The 22,679-nt window shown below is 64.0% G+C and carries 22 protein-coding genes; 9 read left to right on the forward strand and 13 right to left on the reverse strand.

Features of this window, described 5'->3' with window-relative positions; translation table 11 throughout:
• Positions 1–207 precede the first annotated feature (207 nt).
• On the reverse strand, positions 208–405 hold the full coding sequence (locus tag SE92_RS34840; protein WP_244611808.1) for a hypothetical protein: 198 nt from the start codon (positions 403–405) through the stop codon (positions 208–210).
• Between the two features lie 441 nt (positions 406–846).
• Here SE92_RS34840 and SE92_RS06255 point away from each other — a divergent pair, with 441 nt between their 5' ends.
• A complete protein-coding gene (locus tag SE92_RS06255) occupies positions 847–1,485 on the forward strand; it encodes an HAD family hydrolase (protein ID WP_063194945.1) in 639 nt (212 codons plus the stop codon).
• An 81-nt stretch (positions 1,486–1,566) separates the two neighbouring features.
• Here the strand turns inward: SE92_RS06255 and SE92_RS06260 are convergent, their stop codons facing one another.
• Both SE92_RS06260 and SE92_RS06265 read right to left on the reverse strand, forming a co-directional pair.
• Positions 1,567–2,469, reverse strand: a complete 903-nt coding sequence (locus SE92_RS06260) for an amino acid ABC transporter substrate-binding protein (protein ID WP_063194946.1) — start codon at positions 2,467–2,469, stop codon at positions 1,567–1,569.
• Between the two features lie 20 nt (positions 2,470–2,489).
• Complete coding sequence (locus SE92_RS06265; protein ID WP_063194947.1) at positions 2,490–3,812, reverse strand: aspartate aminotransferase family protein; 1,323 nt, start codon at positions 3,810–3,812, stop codon at positions 2,490–2,492.
• A gap of 227 nt (positions 3,813–4,039) precedes the next feature.
• Between SE92_RS06265 and SE92_RS06270 the strand changes: the two genes are divergently transcribed.
• The 5 genes from SE92_RS06270 (at position 4,040) to SE92_RS06285 (ending at position 8,459) form a co-directional block, all read left to right on the forward strand.
• Entirely contained in the window at positions 4,040–4,942 is a 903-nt protein-coding gene (locus SE92_RS06270; protein ID WP_063194948.1) for a LysR substrate-binding domain-containing protein, read from the forward strand.
• 123 nt (positions 4,943–5,065) lie between these two features.
• Positions 5,066–6,091 carry an aldo/keto reductase gene (locus SE92_RS06275; RefSeq protein ID WP_063194949.1) on the forward strand — a complete coding sequence of 342 codons (1,026 nt, stop codon included), beginning with the start codon at positions 5,066–5,068 and terminating at the stop codon, positions 6,089–6,091.
• Positions 6,092–6,158: 67 nt separating this feature from the next.
• Entirely contained in the window at positions 6,159–6,320 is a 162-nt protein-coding gene (locus SE92_RS36510; protein WP_198172568.1) for a hypothetical protein, read from the forward strand.
• Between the two features lie 129 nt (positions 6,321–6,449).
• Positions 6,450–7,871, forward strand: a complete 1,422-nt coding sequence (locus tag SE92_RS06280) for an MFS transporter (protein ID WP_063194950.1) — start codon at positions 6,450–6,452, stop codon at positions 7,869–7,871.
• Positions 7,872–8,000: 129 nt separating this feature from the next.
• Positions 8,001–8,459 carry a peptidase associated/transthyretin-like domain-containing protein gene (locus tag SE92_RS06285; RefSeq protein ID WP_063194951.1) on the forward strand — a complete coding sequence of 153 codons (459 nt, stop codon included), beginning with the start codon at positions 8,001–8,003 and terminating at the stop codon, positions 8,457–8,459.
• Between the two features lie 63 nt (positions 8,460–8,522).
• Here SE92_RS06285 and SE92_RS34685 read toward each other — a convergent pair whose 3' ends face one another.
• From SE92_RS34685 to clpS, 4 genes are all read right to left on the reverse strand, one after another.
• Positions 8,523–9,053 carry a type II toxin-antitoxin system HicB family antitoxin gene (locus SE92_RS34685; RefSeq protein WP_063921208.1) on the reverse strand — a complete coding sequence of 177 codons (531 nt, stop codon included), beginning with the start codon at positions 9,051–9,053 and terminating at the stop codon, positions 8,523–8,525.
• Positions 9,050–9,247: a type II toxin-antitoxin system HicA family toxin gene (locus SE92_RS34845; RefSeq protein WP_084251765.1), complete on the reverse strand. Its 198-nt coding sequence runs from the start codon at positions 9,245–9,247 to the stop codon at positions 9,050–9,052. Before SE92_RS34845 ends, SE92_RS34685 begins: the two co-directional genes overlap by 4 nt.
• A 109-nt stretch (positions 9,248–9,356) precedes the next feature.
• Positions 9,357–11,765, reverse strand: a complete 2,409-nt coding sequence (gene clpA, locus SE92_RS06295) for an ATP-dependent Clp protease ATP-binding subunit ClpA (RefSeq protein WP_063194952.1) — start codon at positions 11,763–11,765, stop codon at positions 9,357–9,359.
• 308 nt (positions 11,766–12,073) lie between these two features.
• Positions 12,074–12,406 carry an ATP-dependent Clp protease adapter ClpS gene (gene clpS, locus SE92_RS06300; RefSeq protein ID WP_063194953.1) on the reverse strand — a complete coding sequence of 111 codons (333 nt, stop codon included), beginning with the start codon at positions 12,404–12,406 and terminating at the stop codon, positions 12,074–12,076.
• Between the two features lie 482 nt (positions 12,407–12,888).
• Between clpS and SE92_RS06305 the strand changes: the two genes are divergently transcribed.
• Entirely contained in the window at positions 12,889–14,232 is a 1,344-nt protein-coding gene (locus SE92_RS06305; protein ID WP_063194954.1) for a TadE/TadG family type IV pilus assembly protein, read from the forward strand.
• A gap of 89 nt (positions 14,233–14,321) precedes the next feature.
• Here SE92_RS06305 and SE92_RS06310 read toward each other — a convergent pair whose 3' ends face one another.
• Positions 14,322–14,660, reverse strand: coding sequence for a phasin family protein (locus tag SE92_RS06310; RefSeq protein WP_063194955.1), 339 nt, complete (start codon positions 14,658–14,660; stop codon positions 14,322–14,324).
• 388 nt (positions 14,661–15,048) lie between these two features.
• Here SE92_RS06310 and SE92_RS06315 point away from each other — a divergent pair, with 388 nt between their 5' ends.
• Positions 15,049–16,872 carry a D-alanyl-D-alanine carboxypeptidase gene (locus SE92_RS06315; protein WP_063194956.1) on the forward strand — a complete coding sequence of 608 codons (1,824 nt, stop codon included), beginning with the start codon at positions 15,049–15,051 and terminating at the stop codon, positions 16,870–16,872.
• A 237-nt stretch (positions 16,873–17,109) separates the two neighbouring features.
• Here SE92_RS06315 and SE92_RS06320 read toward each other — a convergent pair whose 3' ends face one another.
• The 4 genes from SE92_RS06320 to SE92_RS06335 all read right to left on the reverse strand — a co-directional run bounded on the left by SE92_RS06320 (position 17,110) and on the right by SE92_RS06335 (position 20,923).
• Positions 17,110–17,835, reverse strand: coding sequence for a DnaJ domain-containing protein (locus SE92_RS06320; RefSeq protein WP_063194957.1), 726 nt, complete (start codon positions 17,833–17,835; stop codon positions 17,110–17,112).
• A 70-nt stretch (positions 17,836–17,905) separates the two neighbouring features.
• Complete coding sequence (locus SE92_RS06325) at positions 17,906–18,655, reverse strand: vWA domain-containing protein (protein ID WP_063194958.1); 750 nt, start codon at positions 18,653–18,655, stop codon at positions 17,906–17,908.
• Between the two features lie 143 nt (positions 18,656–18,798).
• Positions 18,799–19,659, reverse strand: coding sequence for an alpha/beta fold hydrolase (locus tag SE92_RS06330; protein WP_063194959.1), 861 nt, complete (start codon positions 19,657–19,659; stop codon positions 18,799–18,801).
• 340 nt (positions 19,660–19,999) lie between these two features.
• Positions 20,000–20,923 carry a division plane positioning ATPase MipZ gene (locus SE92_RS06335; RefSeq protein ID WP_063194960.1) on the reverse strand — a complete coding sequence of 308 codons (924 nt, stop codon included), beginning with the start codon at positions 20,921–20,923 and terminating at the stop codon, positions 20,000–20,002.
• A gap of 285 nt (positions 20,924–21,208) precedes the next feature.
• Between SE92_RS06335 and panC the strand changes: the two genes are divergently transcribed.
• Positions 21,209–22,060 (forward strand): pantoate--beta-alanine ligase, encoded by an 852-nt coding sequence (panC, locus tag SE92_RS06340; RefSeq protein ID WP_063194961.1) that lies wholly within the window; start codon positions 21,209–21,211, stop codon positions 22,058–22,060.
• On the opposite strand, the gene SE92_RS06345 is transcribed toward panC, so the two are convergent.
• Positions 22,057–22,497: a DUF1489 family protein gene (locus SE92_RS06345; protein ID WP_063194962.1), complete on the reverse strand. Its 441-nt coding sequence runs from the start codon at positions 22,495–22,497 to the stop codon at positions 22,057–22,059. The genes panC and SE92_RS06345 overlap by 4 nt on opposite strands.
• Positions 22,498–22,679: the final 182 nt, after the last annotated feature.

The raw sequence follows: 22,679 nt of genomic DNA on the forward strand, positions 1-22,679 counted from the left end.
CAACGAACGGGTCCTTGTAAGGCGGCCGGAATGCGTCGTTCTCCACGGCACTGGGCTTCTTCAATATCGGAGGAAACGCGGCGTCGTAACAGGCGAGCCGTCCGCTCGAGCTTTCGATTGCGCGACAATCGGATTCAGCGGCGAGCGCGCCTTGTGCGAACGTACCTTGCGCGAACGTGCCGAACGCCAATGCGACCAGGAGGGTTCTCATGTCTCGAACCCATCGAACTCGTCAGAGAGCAGCAGCCGGCCTTGTGGTGTGCATATCCGCACATCGAGATAGCCTTCCTGCAAAAGTTCCCGCGCCTTCTTCAGGGCAGCACTGGTTGTGTCACGGCTCAAGCTGACATAGCCGCTTTGATCGCGACCGCTAACCAGATATTGCAGTTGTGGCGGCCTATCCATGCAGGAGAGCCGCCGCCGCTATCAGGAGCACGAGAAACAGCGGCACCATCACCGGCGGCACGATCCAATCGGCCAGGCGAAATCGAGGCATGCACCCTCCTCCTCAGTCGGCGGGAGCGCTCGTGACCCTCAGTCACCGATGGAAGCCGTGGGAAGGGCGGTGATGCAGTTACCCTACGCTTTGGTTCTGCGAATAGCGAGCTTTTAAAGTGCCGTACGACGTCAGCGAGCCCCCGACGTCGGCGTAAAGGGCCACTGGAGGTCCAGAGTTGCGCCGCTTGCCCGCCTCGGTTACGTCATGCCACCTTTCGTCGCTCTGGGCGGCACTTCTTCAGACTTGTCGCGATGTTCAAACACGTGGCAGGAACTCGGAGCCGCCAATTCGCACATATGCGTCACGCCCGCGCAACGGGGCGGCGCTCTCAACCTGGGCCTACCCTGATGGTTACAATCTTCTTTGATCTCGACGGCACGCTGACCAACCCGAAGCCGGGGATCACGCGCTCGATCCAATACGCGCTGGCGCGGCTGGACGTCGCGGTGCCGAGCGAGGACGAGCTGACCTGGTGCATCGGGCCGCCGCTGCATGCGAGCCTGAAGAAGCTCACCGGAACCGACGAACTCGCCGACCGCGCGCTGCTGCTCTATCGCGAACGCTTCAGCGATATCGGCCTGTTCGAGAACGAAGCCTATGCCGGCATCGTGGATACGCTGACGACGATCGCCGCGACCAACCAGCGCATGTTCGTCGCCACCAGCAAACCCGTGGTCTACGCCACCCGGATCGTCGATCATTTTGGCCTGAAGCCGTATTTCGAGCGCGTGTTCGGCTCCGAGCTCGACGGCACGCGCGTCGACAAGCGCGACCTGCTGCGCTACGCGCTGGACGAGACCAAGATCGATGCCCGCAGCTCGATCATGATCGGCGACCGCAGCCACGACGTCATTGGCGCCCGCACCAACGGCATGACCGCGATCGGCGTGCTCTATGGTTATGGCAGCGAGGCCGAGCTCAGGGACGCCGGCGCGCATCACATCTGCGCCGCACATTCCGAATTGCTCGGCCATTGCGTGGGCTAGCGTCGAGAGAGGTTTCTTAGCCGCACCATCATGCTCCAGCCGCGGCAGGCACGTGATGGTGAAGCCGCCTGCCCTCTCGCTTCAAGGCACCAGCGCGTCGCTGGGAGAGGTCACGCGCGCCTTCATCGCTTTGCTCATGGGAAGCTCGAGGTTCTGTCCTCTCGGGGGAATCGGCGATTCGAACCACTTGACGTAGAGGCGGTCGAATTCGCCGGAGGCCATCTTCTCCTTGATCGCGGCGTCCACGAGCATCTTGAACTCGGGATCCTCGCTGCGGGTCATCAGCCCGTAATAGGACGGCGCATAGGTCGTCGCCAGCATCCGGAACGACTTGGGATCGGGTGCGTTTGCGACGAGCCCGGCGACCAAAATGTCGTCCTCGAACCACGCCGCGGCCCGGCCTGTGCCAAGCATGAGAAGCGACTCGGCATGATCCTTGGCCTGAACTATCGTCACGTTCAGTCTCTGGTCGTCGAGAAATTTCCTGACGACACCAAAGTTCAGCGAGCCCTGCGTGATGACGACCGTCTGTCCGTCAAGTTCTTTCGGCTCCGTCAGACGAGACGAGGCAAGCACCAGCCAGCGCGGCGACGCCACATAGGTCGCGATGGAGAAGGAGACCTGCTTCTGCCGTTCGGCGGTGTTGGTCGTGCTGCCGCATTCGACGTCGATGGTACCGTTCTGAAGCAGCGGAATACGATTGGACGCATTCACCGGCACATAGTCAATTTGCAGCGCGGACCTGTTCAACACGGCCTTGATCTTGTCGGCCACTGCGGAGCAGAGATCAAGCGAGAGCCCGGCCGGCTTCTGATCGGCCCCTAGATAGGCAAACGGGATCGAGGCCTCACGATAGCCGAACGTGACCTTTCCGACCTCCTTGATTTTCTCGAGAGTCTGGCTAGCCGCTTGCGCTACCGGAATATCCAATAGCGCAAGCGAGAGAGCGGCAATGGCGAGCGTGGGCGCGTGTTTGCAGATCATGTCAGCCTCCGGGCTGTTACTTAGGCAGCGGGATTTTGCGCAAGCTCGTCGAGGCTTTCCCTCAAGGAACGGTCCAGGATGTCGACAGCACGGTCGATCTCGTCGGTCGAGACGGTCAGGGGCGGTGCGATGCGCCAGACCGATCCGCGCTCGGGGCGGCGGCGGATGTTCATGCTGAGCCCATACTCGAAGCACTTCTTCGTTGTCAGCGCACCAAGCTGATGGGCCGCGCGCCGGCTGTTGCGGTCGACGACCAGCTCGACGCCGAGCAGAAGTCCCATCCCCCTGATGTCGCCAATCTGCTCGTATTTCTGCTGAAGGCCCTCGAACCGGCCGCGCAGATAGGCGCCCATGACATTGGCGCGTTCGACGAGCTTCTCCGCGGTGATCACGCGCAGCACCGCGAGCCCGACCTCCGCCAGGAGAGGATCGGAGACGTGGCTGGTGTAGTAGGTGAAATGATCCGCATAGAGCTTGCTCTCGATCGGCTCCGTGGTCGACACTGCCGCAAGCGGAAGCCCTCCGCCGAGCGTCTTCGACATGGTCATGATGTCGGGCACGACGCCGAAATATTCGGCCCCGGTCTTCTTCCCGATGCGCCCAAACGCGGTCTGGGCCTCGTCGAAGATCAGCAGCATGCCGCGCTCATCGGCGGCCTTGCGCAACGCTTCCATGAAGGCTTTCGGCGGCACCAGCACGCCGCCGGCACTGATCACGGGCTCGGCGATGATCGCCGCCCCTCGCCCGCTTGACTGCATGTCGAACATTTTCAACGCCAACTCGAGGTTGGCGAGGGCGGAAGCCTCCTCGCTTCCCTTGTCGATATAGGGCCGGTAAGCGTTGGGCTCCGGGATCACGAATACGCCGGGAGGCGGCACTCCGTAGCCCTTGCGGTCGCTCGCCATGGAGACCGAGGCGGCACCGCCGGTGATGCCGTGCCAGGAGCCGCCGAGGACAAGCACCTCGTAGCCGCCGGTGTACATCTTGGCCATTCGGAGCGCGACTTCTGTCGCCTCCGAGCCGGTGTTGATGAAGATCGAGCGCTTGAGATCGCCGGGCAACCAGTCCTTGGCGAGCACCTGAGCAAGCTCGGCCACGACTTCGGGGATCATTCCGCTGAAGAGGTGGAACGCCTTCTTGCCGGCCTGCTCCACAGCCGCGACAATGGCGGGATGGTTGTGGCCGATCGTGGCACACATCTGGCCGGAGGTGAAATCGAGATAGTCGCGCCCGTCGCTGTCAGTAACGATCGTCCCCTTCGCCGAAGTGAAGAGGTTCGGGAACACGTCTCCGCCGTACCGGACCATGAATTCGTCGGCGGCCTGTTTCAGCGATGAAGTCATTTGGTCTCCTCGGGGCGAGCGACGTCGGCCGCACGGCTGGGCGGCGCCGCGACGCGGATTGCGCTCGCCGGTCTCTGGGCGGTTTTGGGGTAGGAAGCTGTTGCATCAGGAGGTTTGCGGTACGAAAATTGCCTGAGCAACACGGCAATTGGTAACGGGCAGGCATAATGGGCGCCAGTTCAAAAAACTCAGCAGCCGATGAGCTGGAGTCAACGGAGCGGCCGAGAATGCCGCCGCTCAAGGCGCTATCGGCGTTCGAAGCGGCCGCGCGCCACGGCAGCTTCAGCCGCGCCGCCGACGAGCTGAGCGTAACGCCATCGGCGATCAGCCATCACATCCAGAACCTCGAGGATTTCCTCGGCGTGCGCGTGTTTTCCCGGCACGCCGGTCGCGCGGTGCTCACCAATGCCGGCCGCCTCTATGCCAGCGAGATCGAGCGCGCGTTCGGAACGATCATCGGCGCGACACGGCTGGTGGCGCCGCAATCGCAGCGCGATCATCTCTTCATCGCGAGTGGCCCGAGCTTCGCCGCCAAATGGCTTCAGCCACGGATCGGAGATTTCATCGGTCTGCATCGGGAGATCGGCATCAGGCTGTCGACCATCTCGGACTTGCGCGATCTCGAGACCATTCGCTTCGATCTTGCCATTGCCTATGGTCGCCCTCCCACTCTCGACGGCAGGCAGGTCGAGCCGCTGTTGGCCGAACGTCTGCGTCCGCTGTGCAGCCCGCAACTAATCGAGCAACTCGGGCTTCGCGAGCCTGCTGATCTCGCCCGCGCAACCCTGATCCACTCCTCGAACGCGTTGACCTGGACCGACTACCTGCGCAAGGTCACCGGATCGACCATCAAGGCACGCCACGAATTGTGGTTTGACCGGTCCACCATGGCGATCGATGCAGCCGCCGAAGGTCTCGGCGTCGTTCTCGAAAGCGAGATCCTTGCCGCCGAGGAGCTCGCGAATGGCACATTGATTGCGCCGTTCCGCCAGTCCAAGTTCGAAGTCGAGACGGTGTCCTATTATCTGGTGAGGTCTGTCGAAACCAAAGGCCGCAGCCATGTCGGCGCGTTCGAGACCTGGCTGCGCGCAAAGATTACGGCTGCGAATCTGCAGGCGACACTGATGTAACGAGCGCGCACCTCGCAAAGCAGAGCCGCCATGTGCGCGGGCGATGGTACGACGATCATGCTTGCGCTAACTTCGCCGCTAAAACCGCAACGAACAATCAGCACTCAGCCGAGGAGCATATCGATGGAACACCGACGCTTGGGCCGATCAGGCCTCATGGTGCCCGCCTTGAGTCTTGGCACCGGCACGTTCGGCGGCGTCGGCCGTCTCGCGGCGTGGGGAACGACAGATGCGACCGAGGCGAGACGTTTGCTGGACATCTGCCTCGAGGCTGGCGTGTCGATGTTCGATACCGCTGACGTCTATTCGCTCGGCGAGTCCGAGCGCGTGCTCGGCGAAGCCATCAAGGGCCGTCGCGACAAGGTTCTGGTCTCGACCAAGGCCACCTTCCGCTTCGGCGACGGCCCCAACGACATCGGCTCGTCGCGGCAGCATCTGCTCGCCGCCGTCGACGCTTCGCTCGGTCGGCTCGGCACCGACTACATCGACCTGTTCCAGCTTCACGGCTTCGACGCCTTCACCCCGCCCGAAGAGGTGCTCTCGACGCTCGATGTGCTCGTGCGCGCCGGCAAGATCCGCTACGTCGGCGTTTCGAATTTCTCGGGCTGGCACCTGATGAAATCGCTCTCCGTTGCCGACAAGCACGGCTTCCCGCGCTACGTCGCCAACCAGACCTATTATTCGCTGATCGGACGCGACTACGAATGGGAGCTGATGCCGCTCGGCCTCGACCAGGGGCTGGGCGCCGTGGTCTGGTCGCCGCTCGGCTGGGGGCGCCTCACCGGCAAGATCCGGCGCGGCCAGCCGAAGCCCGAGGTCAGCCGCCTGCCGAAGACCGCCGACTTCGGCCCACCGGTGCCGGACGAGCACGTCTATCGCGTCGTCGACGCCATCGACGAGGTCGCGAAGGAAACGGGCAAGAGCGTGTCGCAGATCGCGCTGAACTGGCTGCTGCAGCGCCCCACGGTCGCGACGCTGATCATCGGCGCGCGCAACGAGGCGCAGCTGCGCGAGAATCTTGGCGCTGTCGGCTGGTCGCTCACCAAGGACCAGGTCACAAAGCTCGACGCAGCGAGCAAGGTGACGCTGCCCTATCCCTACTGGCACCAGCGCACGACCTTCACCGACCGCAATCCGCCGGCGGTTTAGGACGCTTGAGCTGCATCAAGCCCGCTCGCGTCGGCTGTGACATTCTGCGGCCGTCGCGAGGCCCCCGATGCGCCGATTTGCCATGAAGGCCCTGTTCATGGTGCTCAATTTCAACCGCGCCGAGCGGCAGCGGATCGACTGGGATCGCGCCGTCCTCATCTCCTCGACGGCCGTGACGTTCGGCCTCATCGCACTTTACGTCTTCGGAAAGTCGACAGCGCGCTGGTAGGGCTGGGGACGCCGTCCCGATCCATGTTCGCGCGCCCGCTACGGGAACTGCCGGTATCCTGACGGGTTGCCGTCGATCCGGCAATTCCCTATTCGGAGATGAATCACGGCTCGAATCAAGCTCGCCAACATGTCGTCCGCCCCCATCGAGCATGCCGACGGCCTGCCGCAGCCGCAGCGCAACCAGGCGGTGCTGACGATTGCGCTCGGCATCATCATGGCGGTCGTCGACAGCGCCATCGCCAATGTCGCGCTGCCGACGATCGCGGCCGACCTCGACGCCAGTCCGGCCTTCTCGATCTGGATCGTCAACGGCTACCAGCTCGCGATCACGATCTCGCTGCTGCCGCTGGCCTCGCTCGGCGAGATCGTCGGCTATCGCCGCGTCTATCTGGTCGGGCTCGTTCTGTTCACGCTGGCCTCAGCCTTCTGCGCGCTGGCGCATACGCTGCCGCTGCTGACGATCGCGCGCATCCTCCAGGGCTTTGGTGCGGCCGGCATCATGAGCGTCAACGCGGCGCTGGTGCGCTTCACCTATCCGCGCAGCCAGCTCGGCCGCGGCATCGGGCTCAATGCGCTCGTCGTCGCTTTCTCCGCGGCGGTCGGCCCGACGCTCGCCGCTGGCATCCTCGCGGTCGGAAGTTGGCCCTGGCTGTTCGCCATCAACGTGCCGCTCGGCGCGGTGACCTTGCTGATCGGCTTACGCAGCCTGCCGCACACCAAGCCCGCCAGCCGTTCGTTCGACTGGCAGAGCGCGGGGCTGTCCGCGATCACGTTCGGTGTCGGCATCGCCGCGGTCGACAGCGTCGGCCATGGCGAGGCCGCCATCACGTGCCTCGTGCAGTTCGCCGTCGCCCTCGTCGCCGGTGCGCTGCTGATCTGGCGCGAAACCCACATGACCTCGCCGCTGCTGCCGGTCGACCTGTTGCGCATTCCCGTCTTCGCGCTGTCGATCGCGACCTCGATCGCCTCGTTCTGCGGGCAGATGCTCGCCTTCGTCGCGATCCCGTTCTACCTCCAGAGCCGCTTCGGCTATTCGGCGGTGCATATGGGCCTCCTGATCACGCCGTGGCCGATCGCCGTGGCGTTCGCGGCGCCGCTCGCCGGCCGCCTGGTCGAGCGGTATCCGGCCGGCCTGCTCGGCGGCATCGGACTCACGCTGTTCGCCTGCGGCCTGGCGGCGCTCGCCTTCCTGCCTGCGAACCCGACGCCGTTCGACGTGATCTGGCGCATGGCGCTGGCGGGCGCCGGCTTCGGCCTGTTCCAGACCCCCAACAACCGCACCATGATCGCAGCCGCCCCGCGCGAGCGCGCCGGCGGCGCCAGCGGCATGCTGGGCACGGCGCGCCTGCTCGGCCAGACCACCGGCGCCGCACTGGTGGCGTTGCTGCTCGGACGGTATCCGGTTGAGGGCACCCGGCTGGCGCTGCTTGCCGGCGTCGGCTTTGCACTCTGCGGCGCCGTTCTGAGCATGCTGCGGCTGTCGCCGGCCGGCGCGCGCGGCGCCGAGCACGTCCGCGTCCAGGACGATCAGCGCCTGCGCGGCGAGTAGCAAGGGCCCACGTCCGGGTACCCGCTGTTTTCGTGCACAACCCCTGCGTGGCTTAACTATTCGGACCAATGACCCCTTGCCCTCGCGCTCCGGTTGCGCTTCATTGTCGCGGGGAATTAGGGGCATTTCATGCGTTTAGTGGGAATAATGGCGCTCAGCGTCATGCTGGGCGGCTGCGCGTCCGTCACGCGCGGCACGACCGAGAATATCAGCATCTCATCGTCACCTTCCGGTGTGGAGGCCGTGGTCACGGGGCTTGAGGTGCCGACAACCTGCACAACACCTTGCGCCATCGTCGCCAAGCGTAGCGCCGACATCACGATCACCTTCGAAAAGGAAGGTTATCAATCCCAGACGGTGCAACTCACCAAAGAAGTGTCGGGCACGGGCGCCGCCGGCTTCGCCGGCAACCTCCTCGCCGGCGGTGTCATCGGCATGGGTGTCGATGCCGCGACCGGGGCAGCCACCGATCACAAGCCCAATCCGGTCATCGTGACGATGCAGCCGTCGGCCCCTCCGCGTAGCGCGCGACCAGCCGCGCCGAAGAAGCCGCGTCCCCCGGCGGCCGCGCCAGAGGCCGGGACCTAGGGCCGCTCCGCGCACCCAAATTCAGGTGGGCGAGGCAGCCAAGGCACGCGCCGGAAGCTTTGGCTACCCTTCACTCGCGGCAATCAGAAACCGCTCGTCGAACTCCCGATGGGGAAATCGCTCACGAATTTCGCGATCAAAGAAGGGCGTCTTTGAGACCGAGGCCTTGAGCGCCTCGACGAGCTCGGCAGGAACGTTGTCGTACACGTATCGTCGCCCCGAGGAAAACGTGATCAACAGCTCGCGGCGAATACTTTCGTACGCGACTTCCTTGATCAACGTCGTCTGCCCTTCAAACCGAACAGTCGTCACCTCCTGGGTTTCGGGTGCGACGACGGCAACGATGGCGTCCGCCGCATCGTCGAGAAAGTCCTGATCTTTCTTCAGGTCTTCCAAGCTCCTCGCCGCAGGGATGGCGTCGCCGTCCGCTTCCATGAGCCGAAGGTGTCCCGCCAGCGCCTCGGAGGCGTTCCTGAGCGCATCACTGAACGAGTCCCCTGCCGAGATGCACCCCGGAACATCGGGAAAACTGACGCCATAGCTCGTATTGTCGTCCTTGTGGACGAGGGCAATATAGCCTGCGCTCGTACTCACCTTGGCTCCTTCATTCCTGCCTGCTTATAGATCGAGCGAACAGTCTTTGGATGCAAGTCCCGCTTGGGATGCGGTACCGTCACCTTACCCGGTCTGACCGGATGCTTAAAGTGATGGTGACTTCCCGTCGCTCCGACATATCGCCAGCCGGCAGCTTCCAATTCCTTGATGAGATCGCGGGAATCCTTGGGCATTGCTACCTAAGGCTACTATTTGCGTCAGCCTCGCCACAAGGTCGCTGTTTCCCGCCACAAACAAAAAGGCCGGCTTCGCAGCCGGCCTTTTCGATTTCATCACTCGCCGTCAAGCCTTGACCAGCGGCCCCTTGGAGGTCGGCCCCTTCGAGCCGCCGGGACCGCCCGGCTTGGACTTGCCTGGCGGCCGCTTGCGGGCGCCGGGCAGCTTTTCCTGCTTCGGCGTGACCGGCCCCTCGACGAACTCGAAGCCGATCTTCTCCTTGGTCTCGTCCGTCTCGTCCTTGACGAGAACGACGCGAACATGGCCGCCGCCCTTCAGCTTGCCGAACAGCACCTCGTCGGCCAGCGGCTTCTTGATGTGCTCCTGGATCACGCGGGCCATGGGACGCGCGCCCATCTGCTCGTCGTAACCGTGCTGGACCAGCCAGGCCTTGGCGGGCTCGGACAGCTCGATGGTGACGTCGCGGTCGCCGAGTTGGGCTTCGAGCTGCAGCACGAACTTCTCCACGACCGTGCCGATCACCTCGACGCTGAGATGGCCGAACGAGACGATGGCATCGAGGCGGTTGCGGAACTCCGGCGCGAACTGCCGGTTGATCGCCTCGTGGTCGTCGCCTTCCCGCTTGGAGCGCGTGAAGCCGAACGCCTGCTTGGCGAGATCGGAAGCACCCGCGTTCGTGGTCATGATCAGGATCACATTGCGAAAATTGACCTGCTTGCCGTTGTGGTCGGTGAGCCGGCCGTGATCCATGATCTGCAGCAGCACGTTGTAGAGATCAGGATGCGCCTTCTCGATTTCGTCGAGCAGCACCACGCAATGCGGATGCTGGTCGACGCCGTCCGTCAAAAGGCCGCCCTGGTCGAAGCCGACATAGCCGGGAGGCGCGCCGATCAGGCGCGACACGGTGTGCCGCTCCATGTATTCGGACATGTCGAAGCGCAGCAGCTCGACGCCGAGGCTTGCCGCGAGCTGCTTGGCGACCTCGGTCTTGCCGACGCCGGTGGGCCCTGAGAACAAATAGCAGCCGATCGGCTTCTCCGGCTCACGCAGGCCGGCGCGCGCCAGCTTGATCGAAGCGGCGAGCGACTCGATCGCCTTGTCCTGACCGAACACGGTGCGCTTCAGGGTCGTCTCGAGATGCTTGAGCACCTCGGCATCGTCCTTCGACACGCTCTTCGGCGGGATCCGCGCCATCGAGGCGATCGTGGTCTCGATCTCCTTGATGCCGATGGTCTTCTTGCGCTTGTTCTCGGCCAACAGCATTTGCGCCGCGCCGGATTCGTCGATCACGTCGATCGCCTTGTCCGGCAGCTTGCGGTCGTGGATGTAGCGCGAGGAGAGCTGCACCGCGGCCTCGATCGCCTCATTGGTGTACTTCAGCCGGTGGTAGTCCTCGAAATACGGCTTGAGGCCCTTGAGGATCGCGATAGCGTCCTCGACCGTGGGCTCGTTGATGTCGATCTTCTGGAAGCGCCGCACCAGCGCGCGATCCTTCTCGAAGTGCTGACGGTATTCCTTGTAGGTGGTCGAGCCCATGCAGCGGATCGTGCCCGAGGCCAGCGCGGGCTTGAGCAGGTTCGAGGCATCCATCGCCCCGCCCGACGTCGCGCCCGCACCGATCACGGTGTGGATCTCGTCGATGAACAGGATGGCGTTGGGATGTGCTTCGAGCTCCTTCAGCACCTGCTTCAGGCGTTCTTCGAAGTCGCCGCGATAGCGCGTGCCCGCGAGCAACGTGCCCATGTCGAGCGAGAACACGGTGGCGGCCGCCAGAACTTCCGGCACTTCGCTGTCGACGATACGCTTGGCGAGGCCCTCCGCGATCGCGGTCTTGCCGACGCCGGCTTCGCCGACGAACAACGGGTTGTTCTTCTGGCGGCGGCACAGCACCTGGATCGCGCGGTTGATTTCGGAATTACGTCCGATCACCGGATCGATCTTGCCGTCGCGCGCCTTCTTGTTGAGATTGACGCAATAGGTCTCGAGCGCCTCGCCCTTCTTCTTGGCGTCCTCGTTGCCCTTGGCCTCGGTCTCCTCGTCGACACCGCGAACGGGGCGCGCTTCGGACACGCCCGGCCGCTTGGCGATGCCGTGGCTGATGTAGTTGACCGCGTCGTAGCGCGTCATGTCCTGCTCCTGCAGGAAATACGCGGCGTGGCTCTCGCGCTCGGCGAAGATCGCGATCAGCACGTTGGCGCCGGTCACCTCTTCACGACCGGAGGACTGTACGTGGATCACCGCCCGCTGGATCACGCGCTGGAAGCCGGCGGTCGGCTTGGCGTCGTCGGCGCCATCGGTCACCAGATTCTCGAATTCGGTTTCAAGATAATTGACAAGGCTCGTGCGGAGCTTGTCGAGATCGACGCTACAGGCGCGCATGACGGCGGCTGCATCGGAATCGTCGATCAAGGAGAGCAACAGATGCTCGAGCGTCGCGTATTGGTGATGACGCTCGTTTGCGATCGCCAGTGCACGATGCAGGGATTGTTCAAGGCTTTGGGAAAAAGTCGGCATTCGCGTCCTCTATGGCCCCCACCATCATGATCGCCATCGCCCGGTCAGGCAACAACAACCTTTGTCACATATAGTTATACAAGACCGCGGCGAAAGACCGGTTCCGCGACTCAGGCAGCGACACGCCCGCGGTATTTTCGATGCAAGACCCGTTCCGGTTTGGGCAGAACTACCCATTTGGGCAGGCTTGACTGGGCGGGCTTGGCGCTGGCGCCGATGATCTTGGGATCACGCAACTAGACGTGCTGCCATCACACAGCGCACGAACAGAACCACTCTAAACAGCCCCCAGAGAACGCGACCGGCGACTACTTCTTTTCCATCACGCATTGCAGAGGATGCTGGTGCTTGCGCGCGAAATCCATCACCTGCGTCACCTTGGTCTCGGCGATCTCGTAGGTGAACACGCCACACTCCCCGATGCCATGATGGTGGACATGCAGCATGATCTTGGTCGCGGCCTCGATGTCCTTGTTGAAGAACTTCTCCAGCACGTGGACCACGAACTCCATCGGCGTGTAGTCGTCGTTCAGGATCAGCACGCGGTAGAGGTTCGGCCGCTTGGTCTTGGGCTTGACCTTGGTGATGACCGACGTGTTCGGACCCGAGGGGGTACCCGAACGGTTCTCGTCATTGCTCATGCGAGGAGCGTAGGCAGCGGCTGGCGCGGACAGTTCGAGTCTGGAAGTCAATTGCGGCATGGCTCAGGCGTTCAAATTCCCCACGGAAGCGAATGGCGGTTACCGCGCGACCCCGCCCTTCGGAGCCTGGCGCAGGCGCGCCGCCTTGTTGGATCGCCGCTCCCGACAAATCCGGTCCAAACCGGATCGTTCGCCAGCAATATGGGCCTGCCCCAGGCTCGCCGCAAGCGCACAGAAGTCCGGCGGATGCGGCCACGGCAGTCCTGATTCCCGGTCCGGGCGATCTGCCCAAGGTTAATCAACCCGGACCGATTTGACAAAAATTTCCGCGGCGCCGGTAAGACCATATTGACCAGGAACCCGGCCATTTTACGCGATTGCGACCTTTCGCTCGGGATACCCCGGACTTCTACGGTGCAATTTACCAAGCATTCAAACGCGTGGCGCGAAATCGGGCAGACAACCGGATTTCGGGGACCGCCATGTTTCGCTCGCCGCTTTTCAGACAGATCGGCCGACGGCTCGCCCGCTTCGCAGCGGCCGAGCAAGGCAATATCGCCGTGATCTTCGCGATCGCGCTGGTCCCGGTTCTGAGCATGGTCGGTGCCGCGGTGGATTACAGCCGCGCCGTCCAGGCCCGCACGTCGATGCAGGCGGCCCTCGACTCCGCCGCCCTCATGCTCTCCAAGGATCTATCGTCCGGCACCATCACCACGTCGCAGATCGGCACGAAAGCGCAGGCCTATTTCAACGCGCTGCATACCGGCACCACCCTGCCCTCGGTCAGCGTCGCCGCCACCTATACGGCGAGCACCAGCATGGGCTCCACGATCCAGCTCACCGGAACTGGCACCTACACGACCAGCTTCATGAAGATCGCCGGCTTTCCGACGCTCGACATCGGCACCACGTCCACCAGCGCCTGGGGCAACGTGCGCATGCGCGTGGCCCTGGTCCTCGACAACACCGGCTCCATGGCGCAGGACGGCAAGATGCCGGCGATGCAGACGGCCGCGAAGAACCTGGTCGATCAGCTCAGCACGCTCGCGAAGGCGGCCGGCGACGTCTACATCTCGATCGTTCCGTTCGCCAAGGACGTCAATGTCGGCGCCAGCAACTACAACAAGGACTGGATCGATTTCAGCGATTGGGATTCCGTCAACGGCAACTGGACCTGCGCCGCGGGCAACGACTGGAACTGCAGCAAGTGGAAATGGGTGCCGGCCAACCACAACGGCTGGACCGGCTGCGTGGTCGATCGCGACCAGGACTACGACACCAAGAACACCACGCCGACGAGCGGCAATGTAGGGACCCTCTTCCCGGCCGAGCAGTATTCCTACTGCAACCCCGGCAGCTCGTCCTATCTGCAGCCGATCATGCCGCTGAGCTATTATTGGAGCTCACTCAAGGGCCGCATCGACGCCATGAAGCCGACCGGAAACACCAACCAGGGCATTGGCCTCGCCTGGGGTTGGATGACGTTGTCGACCGGCAATCCCATGAACGCGCCGGCCAAGGATCCGAACTACACCTACAAGGACGCGATCGTTCTGCTCTCCGACGGTCTGAACACGCAGAACCGCTGGTACAGCAATGCTTCGCAGATCGACGCGCGACAGAAGAAGCTGTGCGACAACGCCAAGGCCGAGAACATCACGATCTACACGGTGCAGGTGAACACCGGCAGCGATCCGACCTCGAGCGTGCTGCAATATTGCGCCAGCAGCACCGACAAATTCTATCTGGTCACGTCGGCGAGCCAGACCGTCTCCGTGTTCAAGGACATCGGCACCTCGCTGTCGAGGCTGCGCGTCGCGCGCTGAGGGAACGACCGCACGCAAACAAACCGCACGCAAACAAAAAGCCCGGCTGGTTCAGCCGGGCTTTTCGATTCCAGGAAGTCCTGAATGGATTACTGGGCGGCCGGGGTGAACTTCGACACGATGGTCTCGACCGGCTTGAACGCCTGCTTGGCGAGGTCGCTGTAGAGGCCGGCGATCTTCTGCGATTCCGCAACGAAGGTCTCGTAGGCGGAACGGGCGAAGTCGGTCTGCGCTTCCATAGCCTTGTCCAGCGACTTCACGCCGGAAAGCTTCTCGACGAAGGACTTGGTGTCTTCGAACGACTTCTTCGTATAGTCGCCATAGGCGCTGGCGATCGCCTGGATGCCGTGCTGCACCGAGGTCGCGGAGGCGACGTACTGCTCGAAGTGCTCTTTCCCGTAGTTCTGAAAGTCTTCAACCTTGAACATTTCGGAATCCTTTTCCCTGGCTCTCGTCGGGAAGCCCCGGCTCCCTGACTCTGCCCACAATTAGTGCAACGCACAAAAAAGTCAAGAATCTTTGTGCGACGCACAAAAATAGACTGAATTCGTGGAGATTCCCGGGGTTTCCCGCAATAGTTCCTTAAGCTTTTGGAAACCCCGGCCCCCTACCCTGATTCCCTGGACGTGTTCAGCTTTCGCAAGCGGTCAAAAGCCGTTTGAGAACATCACCTTAGCCAGAATAGCGGCTTAGGCCAAACGTCCCCCGCGGCGAACACCAGCGGAGGGACAGCCTGAGCAGGTAATGATCCCGGTCCATTGGGCACAATTTCGCCTCACGAGCCGGTGATCAGTTGAGAAACGGGGACGGGGTTCCATGCTTCGTAAAAACTTGTCTTCCTCGCGCTTGGCGCGGGTTGGCGTTTTCGGGCTTCTGACGGTCACCACCGCAGTCATCTTCACCACCGATGCCGCCGAGGCCCGGCGCCATCGGCGCCACTACGCGCACCACCGGGTGCAGCGCGATGTGTCCGAGAGCTCCAGCCCGAAATTCGCGTCGATCATTGTCGACGGCAATTCGGGCGCCGTGCTGCAGGCAACGAGCCCCGACGGGATCCGCCATCCCGCCTCGCTGACCAAGATCATGACGCTCTATCTGCTGTTCGAGCGTCTCGAGTCCGGCAAGATGAAGCTCGACACCGAGATGCCGGTGTCCCAGCACGCTGCCGACCAGGACCCCACCAAGCTGAACCTGCGTGCCGGCCAGACCATCCGTGTCGAGGATGCGATCAAGGGTCTCGTCACCCGCTCCGCCAACGACGCCGCCGTGGTGATCGCGGAAGCAATCGCCGGCGACGAGGACGACTTCGCGCAGATGATGACGCGCAAGGCCCGCGCGCTCGGCATGTCCAAGACCGTCTACCGCAACGCCAACGGCCTTCCCAACGACGAGCAGGTCACGACCGCGCGCGACCAGGCCACGCTCGGCCGCGCCATCCAGGAGCGCTTCCCGCGCTACTATCGCTATTTCGCGACCTCCACGTTCAACTGGCGCGGACAGTCGATCCGCAATCACAATCACCTGCTCGGCAGCGTCGAGGGCGTGGACGGCATCAAGACCGGCTACACCCGCGCCTCCGGCTTCAACCTCGTCACCTCGATGCGCCGCGGCAACCGCCATTTGATCGGCGTCGTGCTCGGCGGCCGCAGCGGCGGCTCGCGCGATGCCATCATGCGCAACCTGCTCGCCGAGAATCTCGAGAAGGGCTCGACCGCCCACACCGTCGTCGCGGTCACCGAGCGTAACGGCGCTGACGCCAATATCGAGGTCGCCGACGCATCGGATGCTCCGGTCCGGCCCGCTGCGCCGGTTCAGGCCGCTGCCCCCGCCCCCGAACCCGCCCAATCACGTCTCGCTGCGCGCCTGTCGACGCTGGCAGCTGCGACGGCGGCGGTGCCGCCGGCCCCGCCCAAACCCGAGGTTCGGGCGACGGAATCCAAGATCGAGCCGGCGCCGCTCACCAACGGCGTGATCTCGAGCCAGCCGCTCTCCATCATCCCCGGCTCGTCCGAGCCGATGAAGCCGGTTCGGGTCAAGACGGTTCAGGTCAAGGCCGGTGCCGTGAAGGTCGCCTCCGCCTCCCCCACCCAGGTCGCCCCGCCGGTCACCAATGCGATTGCGTCCCGATCCGACGTCGCGGAAACCTCCGGCGCCGTCGTCGCCCGCGCCGATCTCATCAACAAGCCCGAAATCGTCAGCCAGCCGGAAACGCCGAAGGCCGAGATGGCCCGCGCCGAGATGCCGCGGCAGCCGGCGGGCTTCGGCACCGGGAACGGGATCCTCGGGGTGCTGCCGGCCGCAACGGCCGCCGCGCCCGCTCCGGCCGCTCCGAAGCTTGCCTCCGCCGATCCGACGCCGATCCAGATGAGCGCCACCACCAAGCCGGTCGTCACCCACAGCGGCTGGATCGTCCAGGTTGGCGCGCTCGAGAGCGAGAACGAAGCCCAGCAGCGTATCGACGCCGCGCGCAGCTCGGCCCGCGGCCTGCTCAGCAAGGCTGATCCGTTCACCGAAGTCGTCGCCAAGGACAATCGCAAGCTCTACCGCGCCCGCTTCGCCGGCCTCGAGCGCGACCAGGCGGAAGCTGTCTGCCGCACCCTGAAGCGCGCCGAGATCTCCTGCATCACCGTCCGCAACTGATCTCCCACACCGTTCCAGACCAAATGCCCGCGCCCTGCGCGGGCATTTTCGTTTTGGGGATGTATTGATGCGAGCACAGTCTCGACAAGGCTGTTCCGCGACAACCTCTCGTCAAGAATTTACGGTTAAAACTTTGCCCAAGGGATCGACCACGCCGACAATGGCGGGCATCGGGGCGACGGCAAACGGAGCAAGCGGAGCTCACACGGTACGGGCGTTTGTGGCGTGGTGCCGGAGTTAGCCGTTATGCGTACGAAGCAGAGTATCCTTGGCCTCGTTTACACGGGCAGCGAGGTAGTTCGAGCCCCCCTGGTCGGGATGGAGTTTCTTCATCAGGGATTTGTGCGCCCGGCTGATGTCGTCACGCCCCGCCCCCGGCTGCAGGCCAAGGATCTGATAGGCCTCCTCCGCCGTCATTTTGCCGCTCGCCGCCGGGCGGCGCTGCCCCCCTGCCGCATCGCCCTGCGCGTTCTGACGCCAAGCGGGAAACCGGCGGTCCAAATAGCTTTCAAGTAAGGCGACGCTCTCGGCATCGAAGGTCGGGACCATCGCCAGCAGGCTCGGAAGGTCGAACTCGCCGAGATCGCGCCCGGCGTGCGGCCCGGCGACGATCTGTCCGCCGAGTTGGCCGGTGTCGTGATCGAGCCGCATATCCAGAAATTGCGAGCGCACGCGCGAGGTCTGTCCCGACGCCGGCGCGGCACCGCCGCCGAACAGGCCGCCGAGATTACCGAATCCGGCGTTGGCCAGCGGCGTCCAGCCCAGCAGCCCGGCGCCGAAAAACCCGAGCGGGATCGCCACCACCAGCTCGCCCCGCAGTCCCGTGAATGCCGCGACCGCCAGCGCCAGCACGCCGCCACCAAATCTGATGGCGCGTGCCAGCGCCGCCGGGTTGGCGGCGCGGAACATCTGGAGCAGCAGGTAAAGCGTGATAACAGCGACGGCGCCGGCGATCAGGGTCATATCGGGAATATAGTCGCCATCGCGGCAAAATGCATGGCATACGCCGTCACGCGCCAGAACGGCCTGAGCGCTACTTCATCTGGCCGATCAGCTTGGCCGCCCCGCTCGCAGTCTTCGCCAGTTTCAACAAGGCCTCGCGACCGCCGGCGGCATAGGCGGCTGCTGCCCGCAGCAACTCGCGCAACTGCGCCGCCGCGCCCGGATCGAACCGGCACCAGGCACCGCCGGTCAGGCGCGCGATCTCGCGAAAGGCCTGTTCGGCGACGGCGTCATGACCTTCCTGAAACACGAACACGGGGACCTTGAGCATGCCGAGCTCGCCGGCCTTGACGCAGAGCTCGTCGACCTTCTCCTCCATGGCATCGCCGACGAAGACGACGGCGCGCACGCCCGACGCGACCGCTTCGCGCCGCGCCTCGCTCAGCACCTTGCCGATCTGGGTGTCCCCGCCCCGGCAATCGATCCTGCTCATCAACGCCGCCAGCCTGGTGCTGTCGGAGATCCACCCGGTGGCGCGGCACTCGTTCAGGCCGCGATAATAGACCAGCCGGATATCGAGACTGCCGAGGGCCGCGGTCTCGCGAAACATGTCGGCCTGAAGCGCGCAGGCCATGTCCCAGGTGGGCTGCCGGCTCATCGTGGCGTCCAATGCGAAGATCAGCCGCCCCTTCGCGCCCGGCGCATGGGGTGACAGCGCCCGCGCCTTGGCGACGAAAGCGGCAATGTCCTCCGCGGTCGACGTTCCCGTCTGCGGGACCGCGCCGCCTGCTTGCGCCGAGACGGCATCGCCGCCGCGCGGCTTGATGGGTTGGCCCGACATCCCTTGACCCTGCGTAAGCAGCTAATGTGGTCAGCGCGGACAGCCCGGTCAATGTGCAAAGCCTCCGCGGGCGGAGGCCGGCGGAGGCTTTGGAAATCAGTCCAATCGGTGAGCGCGTCGGCTCTCGATGTCGGCTCTTGGTGTCAGCTCTTGGCAGGCGACATCAGCGCGACCGGGCCGGGTTCGAGGATGTTGGGCGGCGACGATTGCGTGTCGACCGGCGCGATCTCGCTGTCAGTCGCGCTCAGGAATTTATCCAGCATGCTCTGGATCGAGCTCTTGGCGACATCCGGACCGGTGTCACGCATGTCGTTGTGCTGAAATTCGGTCTTCACGACCTGGATGCCCGCCTTCTCGCATTCCTCGTCGGTCGGGATTACGCCTGAATCAGGCTTGAACTGCGGATCCTGCGAGCGGAACGACAGGATCTTGAACTTGCCGGCGGTGACGAAGGGCACGCGCAGATTGTCGAGCGTGACGACCTTCTTGACCTCATCCGGATATTGCTTGGCGAAATACATCGTGATGTCGCCGCCCATGGAGTGGCCGACCATCGTCACCTTGGCGTAGTCGGCGTTGGGCTGAACCTTCTTCATCTCCTGCATGGCGAGATGGATGTTGGCAACGCCGCGCAGGATCTGCGGCAGCCGGCCGACATAGAGCTCGCCGGGCTTGGTGACCATCGGAGGATCGGTCGGCAGATCGTGCTGCGGGCTCACGACCATGTAGCCGCGCGCAGCGAAGATGTTGGCGAGGAAACCGTACTCGGTGTTCTTGACGGTGTTGCCGTGATTGATCACTGCGACCGGCAGCGTGATCATCCCGGCATTGGCCTGCATTTCCTTGTCACGGCGCACCGCGATCTGGACGGGGACCGGACGGTTGTCGCGCGAGGCATCGTAGAATGTGATGGTCTCGTGCTTGATCGCCCACTTGCTCGCCGTGAAATAGGCGATGCCGCAGAGGGCACTGACCGAAACCAGAACGGCAATTCCACGCTTCATTTTCGTCCTCAGCCTCAGGCTCTTGCGGCCTGAATCCCTGTTGAAAATCGTGTTCTTCCGAGGCTCTTCGTCCCCTGGTCGCCTATTCGCTAATATATGTCACAGGCGCGTGACAGGAAGGCCAAATATTGTGAACCGGCAGCCCTTTCATTGTGCGCCGCACACGTTTTCTGTGCATCCTCTTCTTCCACGGCTACGCCAGGATGCAGCTCACCATCGGACGCAACCGGTCTCGATCGGGTTCAATTTCGCGGTAAACGCAAGGTGAAAACGGCCGAACGCGGCCGGGGTTCCCGCAGGAACCGGCAGGCGGATCGATCGAAAGTAGCTTTGTACCGCCTCAGGCGCCCAAGATGTCGTGGACTTCGAGCGGCTTGTCGATCTGGTTGAACCACTCGGCCCGGTTGGCGGCGCGGCGGCGCCCGCGTTCGTCGAGCGGCAGCTTGAGCTGGCGAAGCAGGCTCGTCACCTCTTCCCGTGCGGTGAGATGGCCGAGATTGGGCCGCATGCCGAGGGTAGCCTCGTCGATCTCGTCCAGCGCGGTCAGGCCGCGCGGGAAAAATTCGCGATAGACGACGCGTTCGGCGAAGCCGTCGACGTAGCGGAAGCCGAGCCGCAGCGACAGATCCTTCAGCCCCTCGGCGACCAGCTGCTTGTTGCGGGAGCCGAGCATCGACAGGCGGTTGCGCACCACGATCCAGTCGGTGGTCGAACCGTCGAGCTGGCGGCGCTTGCGGCGAACGTCGCGCACCATCTCGGCATAGTGGCTCTCGCCGGTCACCGCGTAGCTCGCGGGATCGACGGTGCCGAGGACGTCGAAATCGAGGAAGCTGTCGTTGATCGGCGTCACCAGCGTGTCGGCCATCGAGTGCGCGAGGCGCATCAGGTAGCTGTCGGTGCCCGGCGTATCGATCACGATGAAGTCGAAGCTGCTCTCGACGGCCGAGACCGCCTCCATGAATTGCTGGAACTCGGAATTCTCGTTCTCGGCGATCTGCATGGTCTCGCCGAGCTTGATGCAGCGATGCACCGGCAGTTCGAGGTCGAGCTTGGTGCGGCGCGCCCAGGCGGAACGATTGCTGATGTAGTGGGTGAAGCTCTGCTGGCGGCAGTCGAGATCGATGGTGGCGACGCGCTGGCCGGCCTTCAGGAGCGCAACCGCGATGTGCAGGGCCGTGGTCGATTTACCGGAGCCGCCCTTCTCGTTGCCGAGCACGACCACATGCGCCGAGCCGGATTGGCCTTGGCTAGCCTGCACAAGCATGGCGATCCTCAACACCCCTGATGAATATCTTCGAGTTGGCCGCGTCTGCGGTCAAGTGAAATGCGTGACAGGTCATACAAATCGTACTGCGCCATTCTTCATCATGAATGGCAGTGCCAATCTTCGTCTGTGATCCAGCCCACAATGTCGCGATGTCGTGTGCGGTCTTGCGCGAGATGCTGTGCCGCATCCGGGTGCATGGCGTCCACGATCGCTGCTTGTTAAGGTTAGCCGCCCCGGGCGCCGGATCACGCCGCGCCGATTCCAACAACCTGTCGAGTCCTGATGTCATCAAGCCCCTTGATCGCCCGCACGGTCCCGGCCTTGCGCCGCGCCGCCGACAATCTTCGCAAGCGAAAGGCCACGATCGCGCTGGTCCCGACCATGGGGGCCCTCCATGACGGGCATGTGTCCCTCGTCCGCCTTGCCAAGCGGCGCGCCAGCCGCGTCGTGGTCTCGATCTTCGTCAACCCGACACAGTTCGCCCCGACCGAGGATTTCGGCGCCTATCCGCGCACCTGGAAGGCCGACATTGCCAAGCTCGCGGCCGAGGACGTCGACATCGTCTGGCATCCGGACGTCAAGGCCATGTATCCGGACGGCTTTGCCACCCGGATCGTGCCGGAGGGGCCGGCGCTCGCCGGCCTCGAGGACCGCTTCCGCCCGCATTTCTTCGGCGGCGTCGCCACCGTCGTCGGCAAGCTGTTCACGCAAGTCCGGCCGGATTTCGCGATCTTCGGCGAAAAGGACTTTCAGCAATTGCGGGTGGTGACGCAGATGGCGCGCGACCTCGACCTCGGCGTCAGGGTGATCGGCTCGCGCACCGTGCGCGAGCGCGACGGGCTCGCGATGTCCTCGCGCAACGTCTACCTCTCGCCCGAGGAGCGTCAGACCGCCACCGTGCTCTACCGCGCGATGAAGGACAGCGCCGGACGGATCAAGGCGGGCGAAGCCGTCGCGCCGGCGATGACGCGCGGCGCGGAGACGATCAAGGCAGCCGGCTTTGCGCTCGACTATTTCGAGGTCCGCAATGCCGAGACGCTGGCGCCAGCCACTTCGCGCAAGGACGGCCCATTGCGGATCCTGGTCGCAGCCAAGATCGGCAACACCCGGCTGATCGACAATATCGGGGTTTAGAGCAGCCCGAGATCGCGCAATTCGCGCCGCATCGGCTCCGGCATTGCCGCGATCGAGCCGGCGGCGGACTTGCCGAGATCGGGCGGCACGGAATCGTCGGTCAGGTAGCGCCAGCCCTGGAACGGGCGCATCGGCCGCGGCGACACCGAGATCACCTTCGGCTGCATCACGATCCGGCAGCGCCCGATGCCGTCCTTGTCGCGGAACGGCTCGATGCCGATGATCTTTTCCCGCGCGGCGATCTCGCCCTTGATCACCCAATAGAGCGACCCGCCCGCGAGGATCTCGGCGTCGCGCTTGGGCACCATGCGGGTGATGTGGATGTGATGTTGCGGCAGACCCTTCTTCTTCGCGGTCTGCATCCGCTCGGCCACCCACCCCTTCAATTCCTTGACGGAGTCGCAGCCGACGGCGAGCTTGATCAGATGTAGCGGCATGCCCAAGCATTAGCCGGGCAGCACCGCATTTGGAATGCCGATCTACTCGTTATCCGCAGCCGCGGGAGCCGCCGTCGTTGCCGGCGGCGGCGCGAGCGGAACCGGTGCTGCGGGAGCGCGCGCAGCCTTCGGTGCCGGCGGTTTCTTCGCGGCCACAGGCGCCGCGGCCTGTGCGGAAGCGG

The organism is Bradyrhizobium sp. AT1 (genome assembly GCF_001590795.1).
In the GTDB taxonomy this organism is placed as follows: domain Bacteria; phylum Pseudomonadota; class Alphaproteobacteria; order Rhizobiales; family Xanthobacteraceae; genus Bradyrhizobium.

Coding starts and splice junctions, on each gene's coding strand:
- SE92_RS06330 (WP_063194959.1), bottom strand. CDS start 19,659: ATGAAGCGTGGAATTGCCGTTCTGGTTTCGGTCAGTGCCCTCTGCGGC.
- SE92_RS34845 (WP_084251765.1), bottom strand. CDS start 9,247: ATGCCCAAGGATTCCCGCGATCTCATCAAGGAATTGGAAGCTGCCGGC.
- SE92_RS06325 (WP_063194958.1), bottom strand. CDS start 18,655: ATGTCGGGCCAACCCATCAAGCCGCGCGGCGGCGATGCCGTCTCGGCG.
- clpA (WP_063194952.1), bottom strand. CDS start 11,765: ATGCCGACTTTTTCCCAAAGCCTTGAACAATCCCTGCATCGTGCACTG.
- SE92_RS06280 (WP_063194950.1), top strand. CDS start 6,450: ATGTCGTCCGCCCCCATCGAGCATGCCGACGGCCTGCCGCAGCCGCAG.
- panC (WP_063194961.1), top strand. CDS start 21,209: ATGTCATCAAGCCCCTTGATCGCCCGCACGGTCCCGGCCTTGCGCCGC.
- SE92_RS06270 (WP_063194948.1), top strand. CDS start 4,040: ATGCCGCCGCTCAAGGCGCTATCGGCGTTCGAAGCGGCCGCGCGCCAC.
- SE92_RS06305 (WP_063194954.1), top strand. CDS start 12,889: ATGTTTCGCTCGCCGCTTTTCAGACAGATCGGCCGACGGCTCGCCCGC.
- SE92_RS06255 (WP_063194945.1), top strand. CDS start 847: ATGGTTACAATCTTCTTTGATCTCGACGGCACGCTGACCAACCCGAAG.
- SE92_RS06285 (WP_063194951.1), top strand. CDS start 8,001: ATGCGTTTAGTGGGAATAATGGCGCTCAGCGTCATGCTGGGCGGCTGC.
- SE92_RS06310 (WP_063194955.1), bottom strand. CDS start 14,660: ATGTTCAAGGTTGAAGACTTTCAGAACTACGGGAAAGAGCACTTCGAG.
- SE92_RS06345 (WP_063194962.1), bottom strand. CDS start 22,497: ATGCCGCTACATCTGATCAAGCTCGCCGTCGGCTGCGACTCCGTCAAG.
- SE92_RS06320 (WP_063194957.1), bottom strand. CDS start 17,835: ATGACCCTGATCGCCGGCGCCGTCGCTGTTATCACGCTTTACCTGCTG.
- SE92_RS06315 (WP_063194956.1), top strand. CDS start 15,049: ATGCTTCGTAAAAACTTGTCTTCCTCGCGCTTGGCGCGGGTTGGCGTT.
- clpS (WP_063194953.1), bottom strand. CDS start 12,406: ATGAGCAATGACGAGAACCGTTCGGGTACCCCCTCGGGTCCGAACACG.
- SE92_RS06275 (WP_063194949.1), top strand. CDS start 5,066: ATGGAACACCGACGCTTGGGCCGATCAGGCCTCATGGTGCCCGCCTTG.
- SE92_RS06265 (WP_063194947.1), bottom strand. CDS start 3,812: ATGACTTCATCGCTGAAACAGGCCGCCGACGAATTCATGGTCCGGTAC.
- SE92_RS36510 (WP_198172568.1), top strand. CDS start 6,159: ATGCGCCGATTTGCCATGAAGGCCCTGTTCATGGTGCTCAATTTCAAC.
- SE92_RS06335 (WP_063194960.1), bottom strand. CDS start 20,923: ATGCTTGTGCAGGCTAGCCAAGGCCAATCCGGCTCGGCGCATGTGGTC.
- SE92_RS34840 (WP_244611808.1), bottom strand. CDS start 405: ATGGATAGGCCGCCACAACTGCAATATCTGGTTAGCGGTCGCGATCAA.
- SE92_RS06260 (WP_063194946.1), bottom strand. CDS start 2,469: ATGATCTGCAAACACGCGCCCACGCTCGCCATTGCCGCTCTCTCGCTT.